This window comes from Rhodococcus sp. UNC363MFTsu5.1 (genome assembly GCF_000686785.1).
Classification (GTDB): Bacteria; Actinomycetota; Actinomycetes; order Mycobacteriales; family Mycobacteriaceae; genus Rhodococcus_G; species Rhodococcus_G maanshanensis.
Genome location: NZ_JMLO01000031.1, coordinates 12,442 through 30,614 on the forward strand (window position 1 = coordinate 12,442; position 18,173 = coordinate 30,614).

At 71.0% G+C, this 18,173-nt stretch carries 18 protein-coding genes; 10 read left to right on the plus strand and 8 right to left on the minus strand.

What is annotated here, in order from left to right; genetic code table 11:
- Window positions 1-70: 70 nt before the first annotated feature.
- Window positions 71-1,633, minus strand: a complete 1,563-nt coding sequence (locus tag BR31_RS0121160; RefSeq protein ID WP_027502724.1) for a TM0106 family RecB-like putative nuclease — start codon at window positions 1,631-1,633, stop codon at window positions 71-73.
- A gap of 259 nt (window positions 1,634-1,892) precedes the next feature.
- Here BR31_RS0121160 and BR31_RS0121165 point away from each other — a divergent pair, with 259 nt between their 5' ends.
- From BR31_RS0121165 to BR31_RS0121195, 7 genes are all read left to right on the plus strand, one after another.
- Window positions 1,893-2,510: a DUF6474 family protein gene (locus BR31_RS0121165; RefSeq protein WP_027502725.1), complete on the plus strand. Its 618-nt coding sequence runs from the start codon at window positions 1,893-1,895 to the stop codon at window positions 2,508-2,510.
- A gap of 23 nt (window positions 2,511-2,533) precedes the next feature.
- Window positions 2,534-3,067 (plus strand): hypothetical protein, encoded by a 534-nt coding sequence (locus tag BR31_RS0121170; RefSeq protein ID WP_027502726.1) that lies wholly within the window; start codon window positions 2,534-2,536, stop codon window positions 3,065-3,067.
- A 49-nt stretch (window positions 3,068-3,116) separates the two neighbouring features.
- Complete coding sequence (locus BR31_RS0121175) at window positions 3,117-3,779, plus strand: YcnI family copper-binding membrane protein (RefSeq protein WP_027502727.1); 663 nt, start codon at window positions 3,117-3,119, stop codon at window positions 3,777-3,779.
- Window positions 3,776-4,306 carry a copper resistance CopC family protein gene (locus tag BR31_RS0121180; protein WP_027502728.1) on the plus strand — a complete coding sequence of 177 codons (531 nt, stop codon included), beginning with the start codon at window positions 3,776-3,778 and terminating at the stop codon, window positions 4,304-4,306. Before BR31_RS0121175 ends, BR31_RS0121180 begins: the two co-directional genes overlap by 4 nt.
- A 98-nt stretch (window positions 4,307-4,404) precedes the next feature.
- Window positions 4,405-5,280 (plus strand): CopD family protein, encoded by an 876-nt coding sequence (locus tag BR31_RS0121185; RefSeq protein ID WP_081830627.1) that lies wholly within the window; start codon window positions 4,405-4,407, stop codon window positions 5,278-5,280.
- Window positions 5,281-5,318: 38 nt separating this feature from the next.
- On the plus strand, window positions 5,319-5,678 hold the full coding sequence (locus BR31_RS0121190) for an MmcQ/YjbR family DNA-binding protein (RefSeq protein ID WP_027502730.1): 360 nt from the start codon (window positions 5,319-5,321) through the stop codon (window positions 5,676-5,678).
- Between the two features lie 269 nt (window positions 5,679-5,947).
- A complete protein-coding gene (locus tag BR31_RS0121195) occupies window positions 5,948-6,907 on the plus strand; it encodes an IS481 family transposase (protein WP_081830622.1) in 960 nt (319 codons plus the stop codon).
- A gap of 13 nt (window positions 6,908-6,920) precedes the next feature.
- Here the strand turns inward: BR31_RS0121195 and BR31_RS0121200 are convergent, their stop codons facing one another.
- The 5 genes from BR31_RS0121200 to BR31_RS0121220 form a co-directional block, all read right to left on the minus strand.
- Complete coding sequence (locus BR31_RS0121200; RefSeq protein WP_027502732.1) at window positions 6,921-8,558, minus strand: DHA2 family efflux MFS transporter permease subunit; 1,638 nt, start codon at window positions 8,556-8,558, stop codon at window positions 6,921-6,923.
- A 157-nt stretch (window positions 8,559-8,715) separates the two neighbouring features.
- The gene (locus BR31_RS0121205; protein WP_027502733.1) at window positions 8,716-9,159 is read right to left on the minus strand and encodes an SRPBCC family protein; all 444 of its coding nucleotides are present in this window, start codon (window positions 9,157-9,159) and stop codon (window positions 8,716-8,718) included.
- Between the two features lie 4 nt (window positions 9,160-9,163).
- Window positions 9,164-10,717: a succinic semialdehyde dehydrogenase gene (locus BR31_RS0121210; protein WP_027502734.1), complete on the minus strand. Its 1,554-nt coding sequence runs from the start codon at window positions 10,715-10,717 to the stop codon at window positions 9,164-9,166.
- Between the two features lie 81 nt (window positions 10,718-10,798).
- Window positions 10,799-12,388, minus strand: a complete 1,590-nt coding sequence (locus BR31_RS0121215; protein ID WP_027502735.1) for an acyl-CoA synthetase — start codon at window positions 12,386-12,388, stop codon at window positions 10,799-10,801.
- A gap of 101 nt (window positions 12,389-12,489) precedes the next feature.
- Window positions 12,490-13,362 (minus strand): class I SAM-dependent methyltransferase, encoded by an 873-nt coding sequence (locus BR31_RS0121220; protein ID WP_027502736.1) that lies wholly within the window; start codon window positions 13,360-13,362, stop codon window positions 12,490-12,492.
- Window positions 13,363-13,409: 47 nt separating this feature from the next.
- On the opposite strand from BR31_RS0121220, the gene BR31_RS0121225 reads away from it, so the two are divergent.
- From BR31_RS0121225 to BR31_RS0121235, 3 genes are all read left to right on the plus strand, one after another.
- A complete protein-coding gene (locus tag BR31_RS0121225; RefSeq protein WP_027502737.1) occupies window positions 13,410-14,006 on the plus strand; it encodes a helix-turn-helix transcriptional regulator in 597 nt (198 codons plus the stop codon).
- A gap of 69 nt (window positions 14,007-14,075) precedes the next feature.
- Window positions 14,076-15,584, plus strand: coding sequence for an adenylate/guanylate cyclase domain-containing protein (locus BR31_RS0121230; RefSeq protein WP_027502738.1), 1,509 nt, complete (start codon window positions 14,076-14,078; stop codon window positions 15,582-15,584).
- A gap of 18 nt (window positions 15,585-15,602) precedes the next feature.
- The gene (locus BR31_RS0121235; protein ID WP_027502739.1) at window positions 15,603-17,105 is read left to right on the plus strand and encodes an adenylate/guanylate cyclase domain-containing protein; all 1,503 of its coding nucleotides are present in this window, start codon (window positions 15,603-15,605) and stop codon (window positions 17,103-17,105) included.
- 11 nt (window positions 17,106-17,116) lie between these two features.
- Here the strand turns inward: BR31_RS0121235 and BR31_RS0121240 are convergent, their stop codons facing one another.
- Entirely contained in the window at window positions 17,117-17,398 is a 282-nt protein-coding gene (locus tag BR31_RS0121240; protein ID WP_027502740.1) for a hypothetical protein, read from the minus strand.
- A 6-nt stretch (window positions 17,399-17,404) separates the two neighbouring features.
- A complete protein-coding gene (locus BR31_RS30745) occupies window positions 17,405-18,154 on the minus strand; it encodes a DUF8176 domain-containing protein (protein ID WP_156042573.1) in 750 nt (249 codons plus the stop codon).
- Between the last annotated feature and the right edge of the window lie 19 nt (window positions 18,155-18,173).

Sequence of the window (18,173 nt, forward strand, 5' to 3'; positions counted from 1 at the left end):
GCAGCTCTGCTGCCCGTGCGTGGTCGGCGGGTCCCCGGACTCGTCAACCGCGCACGGGCACCGCAGGCGCCTACAGCTCCGAGGCCAGCGGGGTCTCCGCCGCCGCGCGCTCGGTCATCCACTCCCGCAGCACCCGCGTCGCCTGCACGTCGTCCTCGTTGTAGACGAACAACCGCTCCCGCTGTTCGAGATCCGGCTCGTGGTCGTAGCCGACGGCATCCCGGTACCAGCTCATCGACGCCTCGCCGCCTGCGTCCGCGTCCCGCCAGTTGAACCCGGCGACGGGCGCAATCTTCTTGAGCCCCTTGCCGTTCGGGCAGACGAACTGGTCACTCACCGCCTGGTAGACGTCCACCCAGTCCGGGCTGTCGATGAAGGCGCGGATCTGCGCGACCGTCGGGATACCCGGCATCCCGGCGAACCGGGTCGCCGAGTCGAGCAGCCACTTGTCCTCCGCCGCACGGGAATAGCAGTAGGCCGCGAAGGTCTTGCCCGCGGCGAGAGTCTGCTCCCGCATCCCCATCAGCCACCCCCAGAACTCCGCGAAGGACCTGCCCTCGTCCCGGGTCGGCAACGGGTCCCAGGTGACGAACGGCCGGTACGGCTGGGTGACACCGTCCGCGGTCAGCAGCGTGCCCCACAGGTAGGCGCCGTGCTCCTGGTAGCTCTCCATGTCCACGTCGACCTCGACGTCGGCCCGGCGCACCGTGACCTCGGGCTGCCGCCGCACCAGCGGGACCCCGCCCAGCCAGGCCTTCGCGATCACCACCGTGTCCTCGAACCCGTTGCCCTGCCACTCCTCCGGCGCCGGTCCGTCCCAGGCGGCGAGGTCGTCGATGGTGTAGACCCCGGCCGCGCGCAGCGTCTCGGCCCGCGAGCCCGTCGCCACCAGGCTGACGTCCCGGGCGGCCGTCAGGTTCTCCTTGCACCGCGACCACCAGGGGCAGGACCGGCACTCGCCGATCTGCGATGGGGAGGTGAAGCGGTCGCCGCGCGCGACGGCGAGCCGGTCGGCGAACCGCTCGTCGTAGACGTCCATCACCGCGGCCAGGTCGTGCACCAGGAAACGCTCGCCGCCGTACCCGATGACACCGCCGAGCATCGACGGGCTCGCGACGTCATGCGCCTGGAGCATGCGCTGCAGGTGGGCCAGGCGGAGCTGATCGCGGAGCTGGGCGCGCACCTTCCGGTCCGGGTCCACGCTCGGCGCCCAGTTGTCCAGCCCGGAGGTGACCGCGCCGCTGCCCGGGTCGGTGACCTTGTGGTTCACCACGATGGCCGGGATGTATCCCCCACGGTCGGCGTCCCGGATCAACAGCTCCGCCCGCCCGCGCCTGCCGGTGTCGAACTCGAGCGGCAACACCGCGCCCCAGATCCGGTCCGCACCCTCGGCGCACGCCCGCAGGGTCGCCGCGGCCCGCTCGCGCGTCGGGCCGGACTGATCGATGAGCACCCAGCTGTGACCGCCCGGCGCCATCAACCGCCGGAGCATGTCCTCCCGGTATGCCTGGGCCGATTCCCGGCGCTGCTGGACACCGATGTCCTCCGGCGCCGACGCGATCAGCTCGGGATACGCCGAATCGAGGTGGACCCGGTGCCGGCACGTGGTGAGCGTCCTGGGGTCGATGAGCACCGACCGAGTGCCGTTACGGCCCGGCTCGGCGTCCTGGTGCGGATCCCGGGGGTCCTGCGAAGAATTCACGATGACGAGATTATGGTCCGTCGCACCGACAACCCGCACCGCGCCTACCGGGACAGGAGCCCGCGGAGCGACCGGACCGCGCCGGAGCGGGCCCTGCCGGACTCGACGCCGTGGCCCGGGGCGGTCGCGGATAGGCTGTCGGGGACGAGGTGTGCCGAAGCTCGAGCGCCAAGAATGAGGGGCCTTACGCATGGGTTTGTTCAGGAAACGTAAGACACGCGCGACCCGGCGTGCCGAGGCGAAGGCCCTCAAGCACAAGGCGAAGGTCGAGGCGAAGCTCGGCGCCCGCAACGACCGCAAGAAGATGCGCACCGAGGCCAAGTCCGCGAAGAAGGTCGAGAAGGCTCAGATCGCGACGCTGAAGGCGCAGGAGAAGGCCGCCACCCGCGGCAAGCTCAGCGTCGGCCAGGTCCGCAAGTACCTCGGCATCGCCAGGCTGCTGACGCCGGTGCTCGCCCCCCTCGTCTACCGCGGCGCCACCGTGCTGCGCGCCCAGCTCGACCAGCAGCGCGCCAACAAGATGGGTATCGCCGCCGAGGAGCTGGGCACCTATACCGGGCACGGCGCCCACCTCAGCGCCCGGATCGCAGGCGCCGAGCGGTCCGCGAACGCCATCGCCGCCCAGTACCCCGACGCCGAGACCACCCGGTTCACCGGCGCCGTCCTCGGTCGCCTGGCCGAGCTCAACACGGCCGTCCGCGCCGCCGAGCAGATGCCTGTCCAGCGCCGCAGGGCCGCCCACCACGCGATCTCGGCCGAGCTCGACGGCGTCGAGGCCGACCTGCTCGCCCGCCTCGGCGTCCGCTGACCCCAGGCTCGACCACTCCGAAGATGCCGACCCCTCGCCCCGATCACCCCGCCCGCCTGCGCGGCGCGGCGGTCGGGGCGCTCACCGCGGCACTCTCCGTGGCCGGTCACGGGGTTGCGGGCGGCGGGTACCCGGACTCCTCGACCCTGACGCTGCTGGTGCTGTGCTGCGCCGCCGTCGGCGCGCTCACCGGCAGCCTGCGCGGCGGGCGGGTCGCGCTGCTCGGGGCGCTGTCCGCCGGGCAACTCGTCGGACACCTCGCGCTCTCGACCGCCCTCACCGCGCACCAGTTCCACGGCCCGGAACTCTCCCCCCGCGGGCTGACGATGCTCGCCGCCCACACCGTCGCGACGGCGCTGTGTGCCGCGCTGATCCTGGCCGCGGAGGCCGTATACGGCCCGATCACCCGGGTGCTGCGGTCCGTCCTGCGTCGCTGGAATCCGCTGCCGCGCACCAACTTCTCGCTCCGCACCGCGCCGACGAACCCGATCGCGACGGTGACGCTGCTGCACTTCTGCATCTCGAGACGGGGACCGCCCGCGGCGGTGCCCGCATAGCGGACTCGGCGACCCGAGCCCGCCCTCCCCTCTCGAGAGAAAGAACCCCATGACCACCCTCATTTCCCGCGCCCTCCTCACGGTCGGCGCCACCGGCGGCGTCCTGCTACTCGGCACCGGCATCGCCTCCGCTCACGTCTCGGTCAGCGCCCCTGGCGCCGAGCAGGGCGGCTACACCGTCCTGACCTTCAAGGTGCCCACCGAGTCGGAGACCGCGGGCACCACCAAGCTGACGGTGGCGCTGCCCAACCTGGCATCCGCCCGCACCGAGCCGATGCCCGGCTGGACGTCGCAGGTCACCAAGGACGCCGCCTCCGGCGAGGCCACCTCGGTCACCTGGACCGCCGATCCCGGCGTCAGTGTCGGACCCGGCCAGTTCCAGCAGTTCCTGCTGTCCACGGGACCGCTGCCGGAGCAGGACGAGGTGTCCTTCGCCGCGACGCAGACCTACAGCGACGGCCAGGTCGTGAACTGGGATCAGCAGCCCGGCCCCGACGGCAGCGAGCCCGACAAGCCGGCGCCCGCCCTCGCGCTGGCCCCCGCCTCGGAGTCCGAGGACGGCCACCACGGCGCCGCGACCGCCTCGGCCACCACCACCGATGACGACGGCGTCGACACCACGGCCCGTTGGCTCGGCGGCATCGGCCTGGTGCTCGGCGCACTCGGCGCCGCGCTCGGCGTCGGCGCGACCGTCCGCGGGCGACGCTCATGAGCGCCCGGGTCCGCGTCCTGGTCGTGACGATGTTCGCGGCGGTGGCCGCGCTGCTCGGCGCGGGCGTCGCCGGGGCCCACGCGGTGGTGACCGCTTCCACCCCCGCGGACGGCTCGTCCGTCGCGGTTGGCCCGGAGCAGGCCGTCATCACGTTCAACGAACCGATGCAGCCCAGCTTCGCCACCCTCACCGTGGTCGGCCCCGACGGCAACCTGTGGTCGAAGGGCGAGCCCACCGTGCAGGGCCCCTCGGTCAGCGTCCCGGTCGGCGAGCTCGGCCCCACCGGGGTCTACACGATCGCCTACCGGGTGACCTCCGCCGACGGCCACCCCGTCAGCGGGACCCGCACCTTCACCCTCACCGAGCAGGGCTCGGGCACCCCAGGCGCGAAGCCGGGCGGCGACAAGGCCGACGCCGAGGGCGGCGACTCGGACGGGCTGCCGATGTGGCCGTTCATCGTCGCGGGTGTGCTGGTGTTCGGTGGCGGCCTGGCGTTCGCGCTGCGCCGACCCAGCGGCAAGAACTGACCCCGGTGGCCTCGGCGGGCGCGCGGCGGCGGTGGCGGTGGCAGATCTCGCCACGATGGCTGCTGTTCGCCGCGCCCGCCGGCCTGGCCGGGGTCGGGATGGCCTGGCTGCTGGCCCACCCGGCCGGCCCCGACCCGTCGAGCCTGATCCGGGTGCTCGCCGTCCTCCTGGGGGCGACGGTGCTCGGCCTGACGACACTGGAGTGGCTGCAGCGGTCCGAGTCGCGGCCGGTGATCACGCGCGGCGAGTTGTGGCGGCCGATCGCGGCGCTGGCCGGGGCCTGGACCCTGGCCGAGGTCGCCCTGGTGGTCGCCGCGGCGGCGGAGACCACCGAGACCGGGGCGGGCGCGCTCTCCTCGACCACGTTCGGCCGGTTCCTCGGCGACGTCAACGCCGGCCAGATCGGCGGCGCCACCGTGGCCTGCACCGCCGTGATCGCGGTGATCGCGGCGCTGGCGTTCCGGCGCGGCGCGAACTGGCCGATCACCTCCGTCGCGGTGCTCGCCGCGGTCGCGCTCGCGGCCCGTCCCGTCACCGGGCACATGTCGGCGCAGACCCTCGGTTCGCTGCTCGGCGCCGCGCACGCGCTCGCCGCCGCGCTGTGGCTGGGACCGCTCGTCGCGATGGCGTTGCTGCTGCGGGCCAGGGGCGCATGGGCCACGCTGCTGCCGCACTACTCGGAGCTGGCCTGGCGGTGCGTCGCGGTGCTGACGGTGACCGGCGTGATCGACGCCGCGGTCAAACTCGGTGGCGTCGGCGCGCTGTTCGACACCGGCTACGGGCGGATCGTGCTGGCCAAGTCCGCGGCGCTGCTCGCGCTCGGCGCGCTCGGGTGGTGGTGGCGACGGACCTGGGTGCCCGCGGCGGGAGCGCACCGGATGCAGGCGGACGACTCGCTGCGGCGCGCGGTGCTGGAGGTGCTGGCGATGGCCGTCGCCTTGGGCCTGGCGGCCGCGCTCGCCACGACCGCCTGAGCCGTGCGGGTGTCGGCGGGCGAGGTTATAACTGCGTCATGCCCTCCGAGCAGGATGTACGCGCACTGATGCTGGCCCTCCCCGAGGCGGAGGAGATCGTGGTCGACAACTGGGGCAACCAGCCGACATTCCGGGTGCGCAAGAAGATGTTCGCGATGGTCGGATACGGCGCGCCGACCGCGTGCCTCAAGGCCACCCGCGACGATCAGGCCGCGCTGCTCGCGCAGGACCCCGAGACCTTCCTGGTTGCCCCGTTCTTCGGGCGCTGGGGCTGGATCGACGTCGTCCTCGACCGCGTCGATCCGCAGGAGCTGGCCGAGCTGGTCGAGGAGGCGTGGCGGCTGACCGCCCCGAAGCGGGTGGTCGCCGCCTACGACCGCGACCGGGCGGCCGGCTAGGGCGCGTCTCTCAAATCCCTCCGGATGCACCTGGTGAAACGATCGTCGTCCGGCAAGGCGGAGGAGGAGCCGATACCGGGTTTGTATCGGCGACGACGACAACGCAGCAGGACGGCGATCGGGCGCCAGGGGCGCCGAATGTGGATTTGGGAGACGTGCCCTAGGTGTACCCGGCCAAGACGTTGGTAGCGGGCGTGTCGGCTTGATGTGAAGAGAACCTCCGGTTGGGGTGTGGCTTGTCGAAGGCCCACTTCCCACCGGAGGTTCTCGTGTCCCACGGTAATGCCCGCACCACGTATCTCGGGAGAATGCTCATCGTCGAACGCCACCGGGATGGCTGGCCCAAGGCCCATATCGCCAGTGCGATGGGGGTTTCCCGTAAATGCGTGTCCACTTGGGTGGACCGCTTCGCGGCCGAGGGTGAGGCGGGATTGCACGATCGGTCCTCTCGTCCGCACATGATGCCGACTCGAACCGCGCCCGCCATCGAGACACAGATCGTTGAGCTGCGCCGGCGTGAACGACGTGGACCGGACTGGCTCGCAGCGGAACTCGGGGTGCCGGCCCGCACCGTCTCCCGTGTCCTGCGACGACACCAGATGCCGTACCTGGCTGACTGCGACCCGTTGACCGGTGAGGTGATCCGGGCGTCGAAGACCACCGCGGTGCGCTACGAACGCCAACGACCCGGCGAGCTGGTGCACATGGACGTCAAGAAGCTCGGCCGGATCCCCGACGGCGGCGGATGGCGTGCCCGCGGCCGCGAGCACCGGGAGCGGGACTACTCGACGAAGGTTGGATTCGACTACGTTCACTCGCTCGTCGATGACCACTCCCGGCTCGCCTACTCGGAGGTCCTGCCGGACGAGAAGGGCGCCACCTGTGCGGGTTTCCTGATCCGTGCGATCGACTACTTCGCCGGCAACGGGATCACCAGGATCGAACGGCTGATGACCGACAACGCCTGGGCCTACCGGTGGTCATTGCGTGCGGTCTGCGCCGAGCACGGCATCCGTCAGAAGTTCATCAAACCGCACTGCCCATGGCAGAACGGCAAGGTCGAACGACTGAACCGCACCCTGCAGGCCGAGTGGGCCTACCGGCAGGTGTTCACCAGCAACGCCGAGCGCACCGCCGCGCTTGCGCCCTGGATCGAGTACTACAACACTCGACGACGTCACAGCGCACTCGGAGGCCTGCCGCCGATCAGCCGGCTGTCACCAAGCTGATGGCCGGGTACACCTAGGTCTCCTTGCGGGAGCGCGCGTTCAGCGCGGTCGCGCTGACCAGGCCGAGCGCCAGGAACCCGGACGCCACGAACAGCGCGGTGCGGGTCGAGTCGCCGAATCCCTCCGACAGCGCCGTGGTCACCTCGGGACCGGACGGGCCGAGCTTGCCCTCCTCGCCCTGCTCGCGGAGCCCGGAGATGGTGCCGCCCGCGGAGTCCCTCGTCGCGGTGACGAGCTGTTCCTGCACCGGCGGCGGCACCGCGGTGACCGGCTCGAGGCTGTCGCTGAGGTTCTGCGCCAACGAGACCGAGAGCACCGCACCCAGCACCGCGGACCCGAGCGCGGCGCCGAGCTGGCGCACGGTGCTCTGCGTCGCCGAGCCCTGGCCCGACTTCTCCGCAGGGATGTCGGCGAGCACGGTCCCGGTCAGCTGCGCCGACGCGAGACCCAGGCCCGCGCCGTACACCGCCAGCAGCACGGCAAGCAGCCACGGGGACACCGTGGACGAGATGAACAGCGCCACCACGACCACGCCGACCGCCTCGAGCGCGAGGCCGAGGATCACCGTCTTCGGCGCGCCGATCGCGCCCGCGACGTGCCGGGCCGCGGCGCCGGAGGCGAAGGCGCCAAGCGCCATCGCGGCCAGGACCAGACCTGCGCCCATCGTGGTCAGGCCGAGCGCGTTCACGAGGAACAGCGGGAGTACCAACAGCAGGCCGAACTCGCCGATCGCCACGGTCAGCGCGGTCAGGTTGCCCCAGCTGAACGTCGGGACCGAGAACAGGCTCAGGTCGAGGATCGCGGACCGGTGGCTGCCGCGGGCCCGGTGCCGCTCCCAGACCACGAACAGCACGAGGCTGGCCAGGCCGATCGCGCCGACGACCGGGACCACCGACACCGGCGCGTCCGCGGGCCATTCGAGCCCGAACACGCTGAACGGAGCGATCGGCTTCCACCAGCCGAGGCTCTGCCCCTCGATCAGGGCGAAGATGACACCGCCGAAGCCGATCGCGCTGAGCAGCAGCCCGTCCACGTCGAGGCCGGGCTCGGTGATGGTGGCCTTGGTCTCGCGGACCGCGTACAGGGCACCGATGATCACCGCGATGCCGATCGGGATGTTCACGATGAAGATCCACGGCCAGGTGAAGTAGGTGGTGAGCCAGCCGCCGAGCAGGGGGCCGACCGCCGCCATGCCCGAGATCACCGCTCCCCACACGGCGAACGCGACGATACGGTCCTTGCCGCGGAAGGTCGCGTTCACGCTGGAGAGGGTCGTCGGGAGCACGAATGCTCCACCGACACCCTGGATGACACGGGCGATGATGAGCGAGGTCGCGTTGGTGGCGAGCGCGGCGAGCACGCTGCCCGTCAGGAACACCAGCACACCGAGGATGAACATGTTGCGGCGGCCGAGCCGGTCGCCGAGCCGTCCGGCGGTGAGCAGCAGCGCCGCGAACACCACCGAGTAGACGCTGTTGACCCACTGGGCGTCGGTCAGGTCGAGATCGAGGTCGGTGATGATCACCGGCAGCGCGACGCCGACGATGGTGCCGTCCACCACGATCATGGACAGTCCCGCGGCGAGCACCCCGAGCCCGATCCAGGCGCGCCGGTCGGCCCTCGGTTCGAAGTCGGTCGACTCGGTGGTCATGGGGGTGCCCCTTCCACGTGAACAGCGGGCGCTGAACGGCGCCGCCACGATTCCATCATCGCCGCCACCCCCCGTCGCCGCGAAAGGCCGGGGGCGCGCCGAGTTTCATACTTTCGATGGATTCACCGCGGCGCCGAGCGGGATCCGGGCACCCGCCCTACACCTCCAGGAACACCTTCATCCGCTCCAGCGTGGTCTCCATGCCCGCCCGCATCAGCGTGTCCCGGTCCCGACCGAGCACCTTCGAGCGCTGCACGATCCGCACCCACAGCGCAGGCGTCCCGTAGATCTCCCTGGTCTCGGTGAGCCGGGTGCCTGCGCCGTTCGGCTCGATCAGGAAGCTCCAGCGCGCCTTCGGCTCGTCCGCCTCGAACGAGAACCGCTCGCCGGGAACCACATCGACCACCGTGCAGTGCGTGGTCCACCGCACCGGACCGTGCCGGTTGCTGCCGGTGAAGGTCGCACCGGCGGTCACCGGTTCGCCGCCGGTCCACCGGCCGCCGGTGTTCTCCGGGCTGAACCGGCCCATGCCCGCGATGTCGGTGACCACATCCCACACCGCCGACGGCGTGGCCTCGATGAGAACGCTCGCGCGATCCATCCGGTCAGCGTCCGGGGACGTACTGCAGCACCTTGATGAACGGCGCCAGCACCTTCGCCCACACCTTCGGCGGAAGTCCTCGCGGCCCACCGAGATTCAGCACCCGCGTGGTCGCGATGGTCTGCGACTCGGTGTACTTGAGCAGACCCTCGGGACCGTGCCTGCGGCCGACGCCGGACACACCCATGCCGCCCATCGGCGCCGCGGTGCTGCCCCAGGCCGGTGCGTACCCCTCGTCGACGTTGACGGTGCCCGCGCGGACCCGGGCCGCGATGGCCTCGCCCTCGGCCTTGCTCCCCGCCCAGACGCTGGCGTTGAGGCCGTACTCGGTGTCGTTGGCCAGCCGGATCGCCTCGTTCACGTCGGCGACCGGGTAGATCGACACCAGCGGACCGAAGGTCTCGTTGCGGGCGCACTCCATCTCGTCGGTGACGCCGGTGAGCACCGTCGGCTCGTAGAACAGCGGGCCCAGGTCGGGGCGCGCCTTGCCGCCCGCGACCACGGTGGCGCCCTTGACCACGGCGTCGTCGACGTGGCCGGACACGGTCTTGACCTGCGCCTCGGAGACGAGGCTGCCCATCTCGATGCCGAACTCGTAGCCGGGGGCCAGGGTCATGTTCCTGACCCGCTCGCCGAAGAGCTTGGTGAACTCGTCGGCGACCGGCTGCTCGACGTAGATCCGCTCGATGGAGATGCACAACTGGCCGGAGTTCGAGTAGCAGGCGCGGACCGCGGCATCGGCCACCTCGCGCAGGTTCGCGCCCTTGGTGACGATCATCGGGTTCTTGCCACCGAGTTCGGCGGAGAAGCCGATCAGCCGGCGGCCGGCCTGCTCGGCGAGCAGCTGCCCGGTTGCGGTGGATCCCGTGAACATCAGGTACTCGGTGTTCTCGACGATCGCGGTGCCGACCACGGATCCGGGGCCGGGGACCACCGCGAACACCTCGCGCGGCAGCCCGGCCTGGTACATCAGGTCGACGCAGGCGAGCGCGCAGTACGGGGTCTGGCTGTCCGGCTTGATGACCACCGCGTTGCCTGCCATCAGGGCGGCGATGGCGTCGGACACCGCGAGGGTCATCGGGTAGTTCCACGGCGAGATGACGCCGACGACACCCTTCGGGTGGTGGTGCACCACGGTCTTGGTGAGGCCGGGCAGCATGCCCTGGACCCGCTTCGGCTTGAGCGCCTTCGGCGCCAGCCGGGCGTAGTACCGGGCGGTCATCGCGATGTCGAGGACCTCTTCCAGCGCGGCGGCCCTGGACTTGCCGGTCTCCGCCTGCGCCATGTCCATCAGCGCGTCGCGGTTCTCCAGCACCAGCTCGCGGTAGCGGTGGAAGACGCGGGCGCGGTCGTCGGCGGAACGCTTGGCCCACTCCCGCTGCGCCACCCTGGCGCGCTCGATCGCGGCCACCGCGTCCTCCGCGGTGCCGACCGGGACGGTCGTCAGTTCGCGACCGGTGAAGGCCTCGACGACGGGGCGGGTCGGGCGGCTCGCCGCATCCGGGATGGCGATGAGGTCGGCGAGCCGCGCGAAGGTCGCGGCGGACGGAGCAGGCATTTCATACCCCTACTGGTGAGTAGTTCTTGCGGTTACACACAACCTACCTGGTCCGTGGCCGGCGTCACAGGGGAGTGCGCCTCAGCCCCGCGCGACCGTCTCCTTGGCCCAGCGGTAGTCCGCCTTGCCGCTCGGCGACCGCACGATCGACGGCACCACCACGATCGACCGCGGGATCTTGTACCCCGCGACGTGCTCGCGGCAGTACTCGGCGATCTCGGCGGGGTCGGCGCCGTGATCGCCCTCGCGCAGCTGCACCACCGCGGCGACCCGCTCGCCGAACCGGGCGTCGGGCACCCCGGCGACGAGGGCGTCGACCACCGCCGGGTGCGTCTTGAGGGCCTGCTCCACCTCCTCAGGGAACACCTTCTCGCCGCCGGAGTTGATGCACATCGAGCCGCGGCCGAGCAGCACGATGGTGCCGTCCGCCTCCATCCGCCCCATGTCGCCGAGGATGGCCATCCGCACCCCCTCGACCACCGGGAACGTCGCGGCCGTCTTCTCCTCGTCGCCGAAGTACGCGACCGGCACGTGACCGCGGCGGGCGATGTAGCCCATCTCGTCTGAGCCCGGCGCGATGGCCTGGCCCCGCTCGTCGACGAGCAGCATGTTCGGGTTGGCCCTGATCCGCTTGTTGCCGTCGTCACCGAACTCGACGACCCCGTCGTTGCCGGACTCTGAGGCGCCGAAGGCGTCCTTGATGACCAGCCCCGGCACCAGCTCCCGCAGCCGGTCCTTGAGCTGCGGTGAGAACAGCGCACCGCCGGAGCCGATCAGCTTGAGCGAGGACAGGTCGTACTCCCCCGCGTGCGCCGTCATGGCGTCCGCGATCGGCCCGGCGATGGCGTCGCCGACGACGGTGATGCCCGCGATCTTCTCGGCCTCGATCAGCCGCAGCACCTCGACGGGGTCGAAGCTGCGCGCGATCACCCGCGGCGCCCCCATGAGGAAGGCGGTCAGCAGCGAGTAGACCGCCGCCCCGTGCATCAGCGGCGGAATGAGCATCAGCACGGCCGGATTCGTGTTCGCCACCGCGGCCTCGACCACCTCCGCCACGCTGGTGCGTGGTGGGCCGCTCAGGTTCGCGCCGGACAGCGCGGCGTAGAAGAAGTCCTCGTGCCGCCAGACCACGCCCTTGGGCATGCCCGTGGTGCCGCCGGTGTAGATGATGAAGTGGTCGTCCTGGCTGCGCGGCGGGAAGTCCCGATCCGGGGACTGCGCCGCCAGCGCCGCCTCGTAGTCGGCGCCGACCGTCAACACGTGCCCCACGCCAGGGCAGCGCGACAGGGCGGCGGTCGCGGTCGACAGGTACTCCTCCTCGACGATGAGGGCGACGATCTCGGAGTTGTTGTAGAGATAGACCAGCTCCGCGTCGGTGTACCGGAAGTTGACGTTGATCGGCACCGCCCGGATCTTCAGGCAGGCGAGCAGGCCCTCGACGTACTCGATGCTGTTGCGCATGTGGATGCCGACGTGCTGGCCCGGCCGCACCCCGACCGACTGCAGATGGTGGGCGAGCCGATTCGCCCGCTGCTCGAGCTCCGCGTAGGTGCGCCGCTGTGACGTGGCCGGACCGGTACCCGCGGGGTCCGGCGATCCGAAGATCAACGGCACGCGGTCGGGGATCGCGTCCGCGACCGCTTCGTACAGATCGGCAATATTGAGCGACACGACCGAGATCCTTGCTTCAGGTGAGAGGGTTCGCGACCAGCTAACACGAATGATGTGCTCCCCGATACGATTTCGCCGGCCGCGTCTCGCCTCCCGGGAACTCAGGGTCGACGGGCCGCCCATCCGGTCCGGCTACCCCGGAGCCTCAGGTCGCTGCGCCGCTGCAGCGAGCCGGGTCCGTCACCCGCCAGGAGCTGGTCGAGGGTGTCGAGGTCAGCGGCGTCCAGACTGTCGCCGAGGGAGGCGCGCACGCGAGTCAGGAATGTCTGCGCGTACCGCGCCATGCTCGCCTGCGCGGGACTCACGTCGAAGGCGAAGGTGCGCTGCTCGGCGATCTCGAACCCGGCCGCCTCCAGGTGCGGCCGCCAGTCCGGGTGCGCATTCCAGTTCGCCCGGGCGATGGCCTCGTGGCACCGTGATTCCAGTCCGGGCCTGCCCACACCCACGTCGTCGGGCAGGAAGCGCGGCAACGCGTCCATCTCGATGACCGCGAGCAAGCCGCCCGGGTTCAGTGCCTCGTAGATGTCGCGTAGCACCCGGTCCGGGTCTGCGACGTGATGCAACGACAACGCGGCCCAGGCGACGTCGACCGCGCCGACCGCGGGCCACCCTGCGTCGAGGTCGGCCTGCACGACGCGCAGCCGGTCGACCGGACCGCCCCCGCGTGCCGACGCCAGCAGGCGCTCGAGCATCGCCTCCGACGAGTCGATCGCGATCAACTCGGCCTCGGGGAACCGACGGGCCAGCGCCAGTGTGCCGGTGCCTGTCCCGGCACCGATGTCGGCAACCGCACGCGGGGCGTCGGGGGCGAATCGCCCCACCCAGTCCGTCACCTCACCGAGACGAGCGCCGTGCACCTCCGCGTCCAGGTCCAGCATGTCCGCCAGGCCCGCCTCGTCGTGGTGTCCGTGTTCGTGGTGATGGCCGTGTGCGTGTCCGTGGGTATGTCCATGCTGGTGGGAGTGCTGCGTCATGGCTCCACCCTAGGCGCGTCATGCGCAATAGGCATACCATCTTGCCTATGACGCAAGAAGTCACCATGGACGCCATGATCCGGCAGCGCATCCGCGGCCTTCGCCTGGCCAGGGGCTGGTCACTGGACGCCCTCGCGGCACGCTGCTTCCTGAGTCCCTCCACCCTCAGCCGCATCGAGACCGGGCACCGCAGGATCGCCCTCGATCAGCTGGTCCCCATCGCCCGGGCCCTCGGCACCACCCTCGATCAACTGGTCGAGTCGGCCGACGACGATGACGTGGTGATCCGTCCGCAGCCCGAACACACGCCGGGCGTGACGACCTGGCTCCTCTCGCGCGACCGGGCCCTGCCAGGTGTGACCGTGGCGAAGATGCGCATCACCCCCGACCGTCCGACCACGGCGGAGCAGCTGGGGGTGCACCCGGGACGCGACTGGTTCACCGTGCTGTCCGGCACCGCCCGGCTGCACCTGGGCGAGCGAACACTGCTGGTCCAGGCCGGTGAGGCGGCCGAGTTCTCGACCATGGTCCCGCATGCCATCGGGGCGCACGGTGGCCCCGTGGAGATCCTCACCATCTTCGACCGGGACGGGGAACGAGCCCACCTGCACGGTCCGGACAGCGGTCCGCACCCGCACCCGTAACGGACCACACGCCCCGAAACCGTCGCGCTGCCCTCCCGACAGGGTTGGTCCGGCGACTAGCCTGGAATCATGGACCCACCGGGTACCAGGTACGTCGAGCGCGACGGTCACGCGCTTGCCTACCAGGTCGTGGGCGAGAGCGGCGCCGACGTTGTCCTGTTCCTCGAGATCGGCCTGCACCCCGATCTCATGTGGACCGATCCGCACATCCACTACGTCTTCGAGCGTGCCGCGACCTTCTGCCGGATGGTGTATTTCCAGCGCCGCGGGTTCGGACTGTCGGACCCCGTCGACCACGTCCCCACCCTCGAACAGCAGGCCGACGACGTGCTCGCGGTGATGGACGCGATCGGCATGCAACGCGCCACCCTCGTCGGCATCGGCAGCACCTGCGGCGCGCTCGCGTTGATCGCGGCCCGCACCCCGGACCGGGTGGCCGGGTTGGTGTTCCAGCAGCCGTTCGTCGAGGGCGCGCTCCGCGAGGGCGTGGACCTGCCCAGGGGTTGGACCGTCGAGGCGCGGGACCGCTTCGTCGACGGCTGGCGGGCCGTCTACGACAACTGGGGTTCAGGCCGGGTCATCGCGATGTGGGACCCCAGCCAGGACTCGCCGTTCAATCGGCGGCTGATGGCGCTGCTCGAACGCTGCTCCGCGACCCCCGCCACGGCCCGCGCACACCTCGAATGGTTGTTCCGGATCGACTATTTCGATGTGCTCGCCTCCATCCAGTGCGGGACGCGCGTGCTCCACTCCGCACGCAGCGCGGTCCCGTTGGCGGCCTCGCAGCACATCGCCGCAGCGATTCCGCACGGCACACTGCACGTACTGCCGCCGCTTCCGCCAGGAACCTCGATGGGTCAGGCCTGGATCGAGGTCCTCGATCACATAGAGGAGGTCGCGACCGGGGTCCATCGGCCCGTCGACGCCGAGCGCTATCTCGCCTCGGTGCTGTTCACCGACATCGCCGGATCCACCGAGACGCTGGCCCGGATCGGCGACGCCCCCTACCGGGACCTGCGCGCCACGCACGAACGGCAGGTCCGTAACGAGGTCGAACTGGCCGGTGGCCGGCTCGTAAACGTCGCGGGCGACGGCACGCTCAGCGTGTTCGACGGCCCGGCGGCGGCGATCGGCTGTGCGCGAATCGTCTGCAGCCAGGCCGAGGACCTGGGACTGGCGGTGCGCGCGGGCGTACACACCGGCGAGATCGAGGGCATCGGGACGGAGCTGACCGGAATCACCGTGCACATCGGCGCCCGGATCGGAGCCGCGGCCGGGCCAGGCGAGGTGCTGGTCTCGCGCGCGGTGCGGGACCAGGTGGTCGGCTCCGGCCTCTCCTTCATCGACCACGGAACGCACGTACTCAAGGGCGTCCCCGGCCGGTGGCAGCTGTACTCCCTCGCCACCACCGACGCGGCGGCCGCGGGCGAGCCCTCGACCGTATCGCGAAAAGCACTGAGCCTCAACATGATCGATCGAGCGGTGCTCCGAATGGCCCGCCGCGCCCCGCACGTCCTGCGCGCCGCGGCCGGGATGGCCAACGCGCGGCAGCGCCGACTGTCCCGTCGATCCGACTGACCCGACTAGCCTGGAATCATGGACCCACCGGGTACCAGGTACGTCGAGCGCGACGGGCACGCGCTGGCCTATCAGGTCGTGGGTGAGGGCGGCGCGGACGTTGTCCTGTTCCTCGAGATCGGCCTGCACCCGGACCTGATGTGGACCGACCCGCACATCCACTACCTCTTCGAGCGGACGGCGACCTTCTCGCGCACCGTCTACTTCCAGCGTCACGGCCTCGGCCTGTCCGACCCCGTCGACCACATCCCCACCCTCGAGCAGCAGGCCGACGACGTACTCGCGGTGATGGACGCGGTCGGCATGCAACGCGCCACCATGGTGGGCATCGGCAGCACCTGCGGGCCCCTGGTGCTGCTGGCCGCCCGCGCGCCCGAACGGGTGAACGGCCTGCTGCTACAGCAACCCTTCATCGAGGGCATGCTCCGCGACGGCCCGGACATCCCGCACGGCTGGGACCCCGACGCCCTGGCCCGCTACGTCGAGGGCTGGCGGAAGGTCTACGACAACTGGGGTTCCGGCCAGATCATGTCGATGTGGGACCCCAGCCAGGACTCACCGTTCAATCGAAGGCTGCTGGCGCTGCTCGAACGCTGCTCCGCGCCGCCGGCGACCGCCCGCGCACACCTCGAATGGCTGCTCCGGATCGACTGCTCCGACGCCCTCCCCCTCGTCCAGTGCACGACGCGGGTGCTCCACCCGGCGGCCAGCTCGATGCCAGAGGCGGTCTCCCGCTACGTCACCGACTCGATCCCGCACGCCACGCTGCACACCCTGGAGGCCGCGGCACCCGGTTCGTCACTCGGCGAGGCCTGGATACCGATCATCGACCACATCGAGGAGGTCGCCACCGGGGTCCATCGGCCCGTCGACGCCGAGCGCTATCTCGCCTCGGTGCTGTTCACCGACATCGCCGGGTCCACCGAGATGTTGGCCCGGATCGGCGACGGCCCCTATCGCGACCTGCGGGCCACCCACGAACGGCAGGTCCGCAACGAGGTCGAACTGGCCGGCGGCCGGCTCGTCAACGTCGCGGGCGACGGCACCCTCAGCGTGTTCGACGGTCCGGCGGCCGCGGTCCGATGCGCCCGGATCGTGTGCCGGCAGGCCGAGGACCTGGGGTTGGCCGTGCGCGCGGGCGTGCACACCGGTGAGGTCGAGGGCATCGGAGCCGAACTGACCGGGATGACCGTGCACGTCGGCGCCCGGATCGGGGCCGCGGCCGGGCCTGGCGAGGTGCTGGTCTCGAGGACCGTCCGGGACCTGGTCGTCGGCTCCGGCCTCTCCTTCGTCGACCGCGGAACGCACATACTCAAGGGCGTACCCGGCCGGTGGCACCTGTACGCCCTCGCGGCCACCGACACCCCGGCCGAGGGCGAGCCGTCATCCGTATCGCGAAAGTCTCTGAGCCTGAACGTGATCGATCGAGCGGTGCTGCAAACCGCCCGCCGTGCCCCGCACGTCCTGCGCGCCGCGGTCGGCATGGCCAACGCGCGGCAGCGGCGCCGCTCCCGGCAGTGAGCGGATGCGGATCACATACCGAGCGAAATACGCTCGGTCAGTTCCCGATTCGCCTGCCTGAGCCTGCGGACCTCACCCTCGAGGTCCCGGACCCGCTGCGGGAGGTCCTCCTCCGACACGACTCGCGGCCGACCCAGCTCGTCGTTGACCCAGCGCACCACGGTGTTCGCGTGCGCGCCCACGTCCGCGGCAATGGCGGCGCAGCATTCCAGCCGCGACCGGTACTGGTCGCGGGTCTGCCGGTAGGTGTGAATCGCCCAGGTGCGGGTCGAATCCGTGTAGCCGCGGCTCATGTCGGGTCACTTCCCCTCTCGAAGCGTGATGGACGTGATGGCGGCCCCGGTCGGCGACCCTGGGTCCGCTGCGGTGGTGAACGTATGGCGGTAGTGATTGGCACTGTTGTCGGGCCGTCGGTCGAACACGTCTACCGCGTACCTACCCTCACCGATTCGCTTCACGAGTAGGCAATGCGTTGTGCCGGTAGGGATCTGGGAAATCCCCTGCCCGATCTGCTCCGCCGAGGCGACGAGCGCATTGGGCGCGACGTAGGTGCGGGCCCTGACCCCGTCGCGGGCCACGTAGTAGGCGTCCTCGAATCCCGCGATCGTCGCGGCGCCGCGGTCCGACGAGTCGGGCGAGACCAGCTCACCGTCGGCGAATCCGGCGCACCATGTCGCCTCGTCGGACGCGTCGGACGCGTCGGACGCGGCCGGGGAGGTGGCCGGAGAGACCGTGCCGTCGGACGCCCCCCGGTCGGCCAACAGCAGCGCGGTCGCCGCACCGCCCGCGACGACCACCGCCACGACGGCGCCCAGCGCCACGTCGACCCGGTGCCGCCGCAGCCACCCCGGCTGGGACTGCGGCGGCACCCAGCCGGTGTCGATGACCGGCGGCACACCGTCCTGCGGTTTCTCGAACCAGGCACCGGCTGCGCCCGGGTCGGAGGTGCCCGGCTTCGGGCCGGCTATCGGGACCCATGGGGGTGGGCGACGCTGATCTGACGATGATTCGCCGAATCGACCGCCGGGCGGCGGTTGTCGCGTACCCACGATGTCGGACCTCCTTTGC

Coding starts and splice junctions, on each gene's coding strand:
- BR31_RS0121205 (WP_027502733.1), bottom strand. CDS start 9,159: ATGGATCGCGCGAGCGTTCTCATCGAGGCCACGCCGTCGGCGGTGTGG.
- BR31_RS0121170 (WP_027502726.1), top strand. CDS start 2,534: ATGCCGACCCCTCGCCCCGATCACCCCGCCCGCCTGCGCGGCGCGGCG.
- BR31_RS0121180 (WP_027502728.1), top strand. CDS start 3,776: ATGAGCGCCCGGGTCCGCGTCCTGGTCGTGACGATGTTCGCGGCGGTG.
- BR31_RS0121190 (WP_027502730.1), top strand. CDS start 5,319: ATGCCCTCCGAGCAGGATGTACGCGCACTGATGCTGGCCCTCCCCGAG.
- BR31_RS0121225 (WP_027502737.1), top strand. CDS start 13,410: ATGACGCAAGAAGTCACCATGGACGCCATGATCCGGCAGCGCATCCGC.
- BR31_RS0121220 (WP_027502736.1), bottom strand. CDS start 13,362: ATGACGCAGCACTCCCACCAGCATGGACATACCCACGGACACGCACAC.
- BR31_RS0121230 (WP_027502738.1), top strand. CDS start 14,076: ATGGACCCACCGGGTACCAGGTACGTCGAGCGCGACGGTCACGCGCTT.
- BR31_RS0121235 (WP_027502739.1), top strand. CDS start 15,603: ATGGACCCACCGGGTACCAGGTACGTCGAGCGCGACGGGCACGCGCTG.
- BR31_RS0121165 (WP_027502725.1), top strand. CDS start 1,893: ATGGGTTTGTTCAGGAAACGTAAGACACGCGCGACCCGGCGTGCCGAG.
- BR31_RS0121200 (WP_027502732.1), bottom strand. CDS start 8,558: ATGACCACCGAGTCGACCGACTTCGAACCGAGGGCCGACCGGCGCGCC.
- BR31_RS0121175 (WP_027502727.1), top strand. CDS start 3,117: ATGACCACCCTCATTTCCCGCGCCCTCCTCACGGTCGGCGCCACCGGC.
- BR31_RS0121210 (WP_027502734.1), bottom strand. CDS start 10,717: ATGCCTGCTCCGTCCGCCGCGACCTTCGCGCGGCTCGCCGACCTCATC.
- BR31_RS0121240 (WP_027502740.1), bottom strand. CDS start 17,398: ATGAGCCGCGGCTACACGGATTCGACCCGCACCTGGGCGATTCACACC.
- BR31_RS0121185 (WP_081830627.1), top strand. CDS start 4,405: ATGGCCTGGCTGCTGGCCCACCCGGCCGGCCCCGACCCGTCGAGCCTG.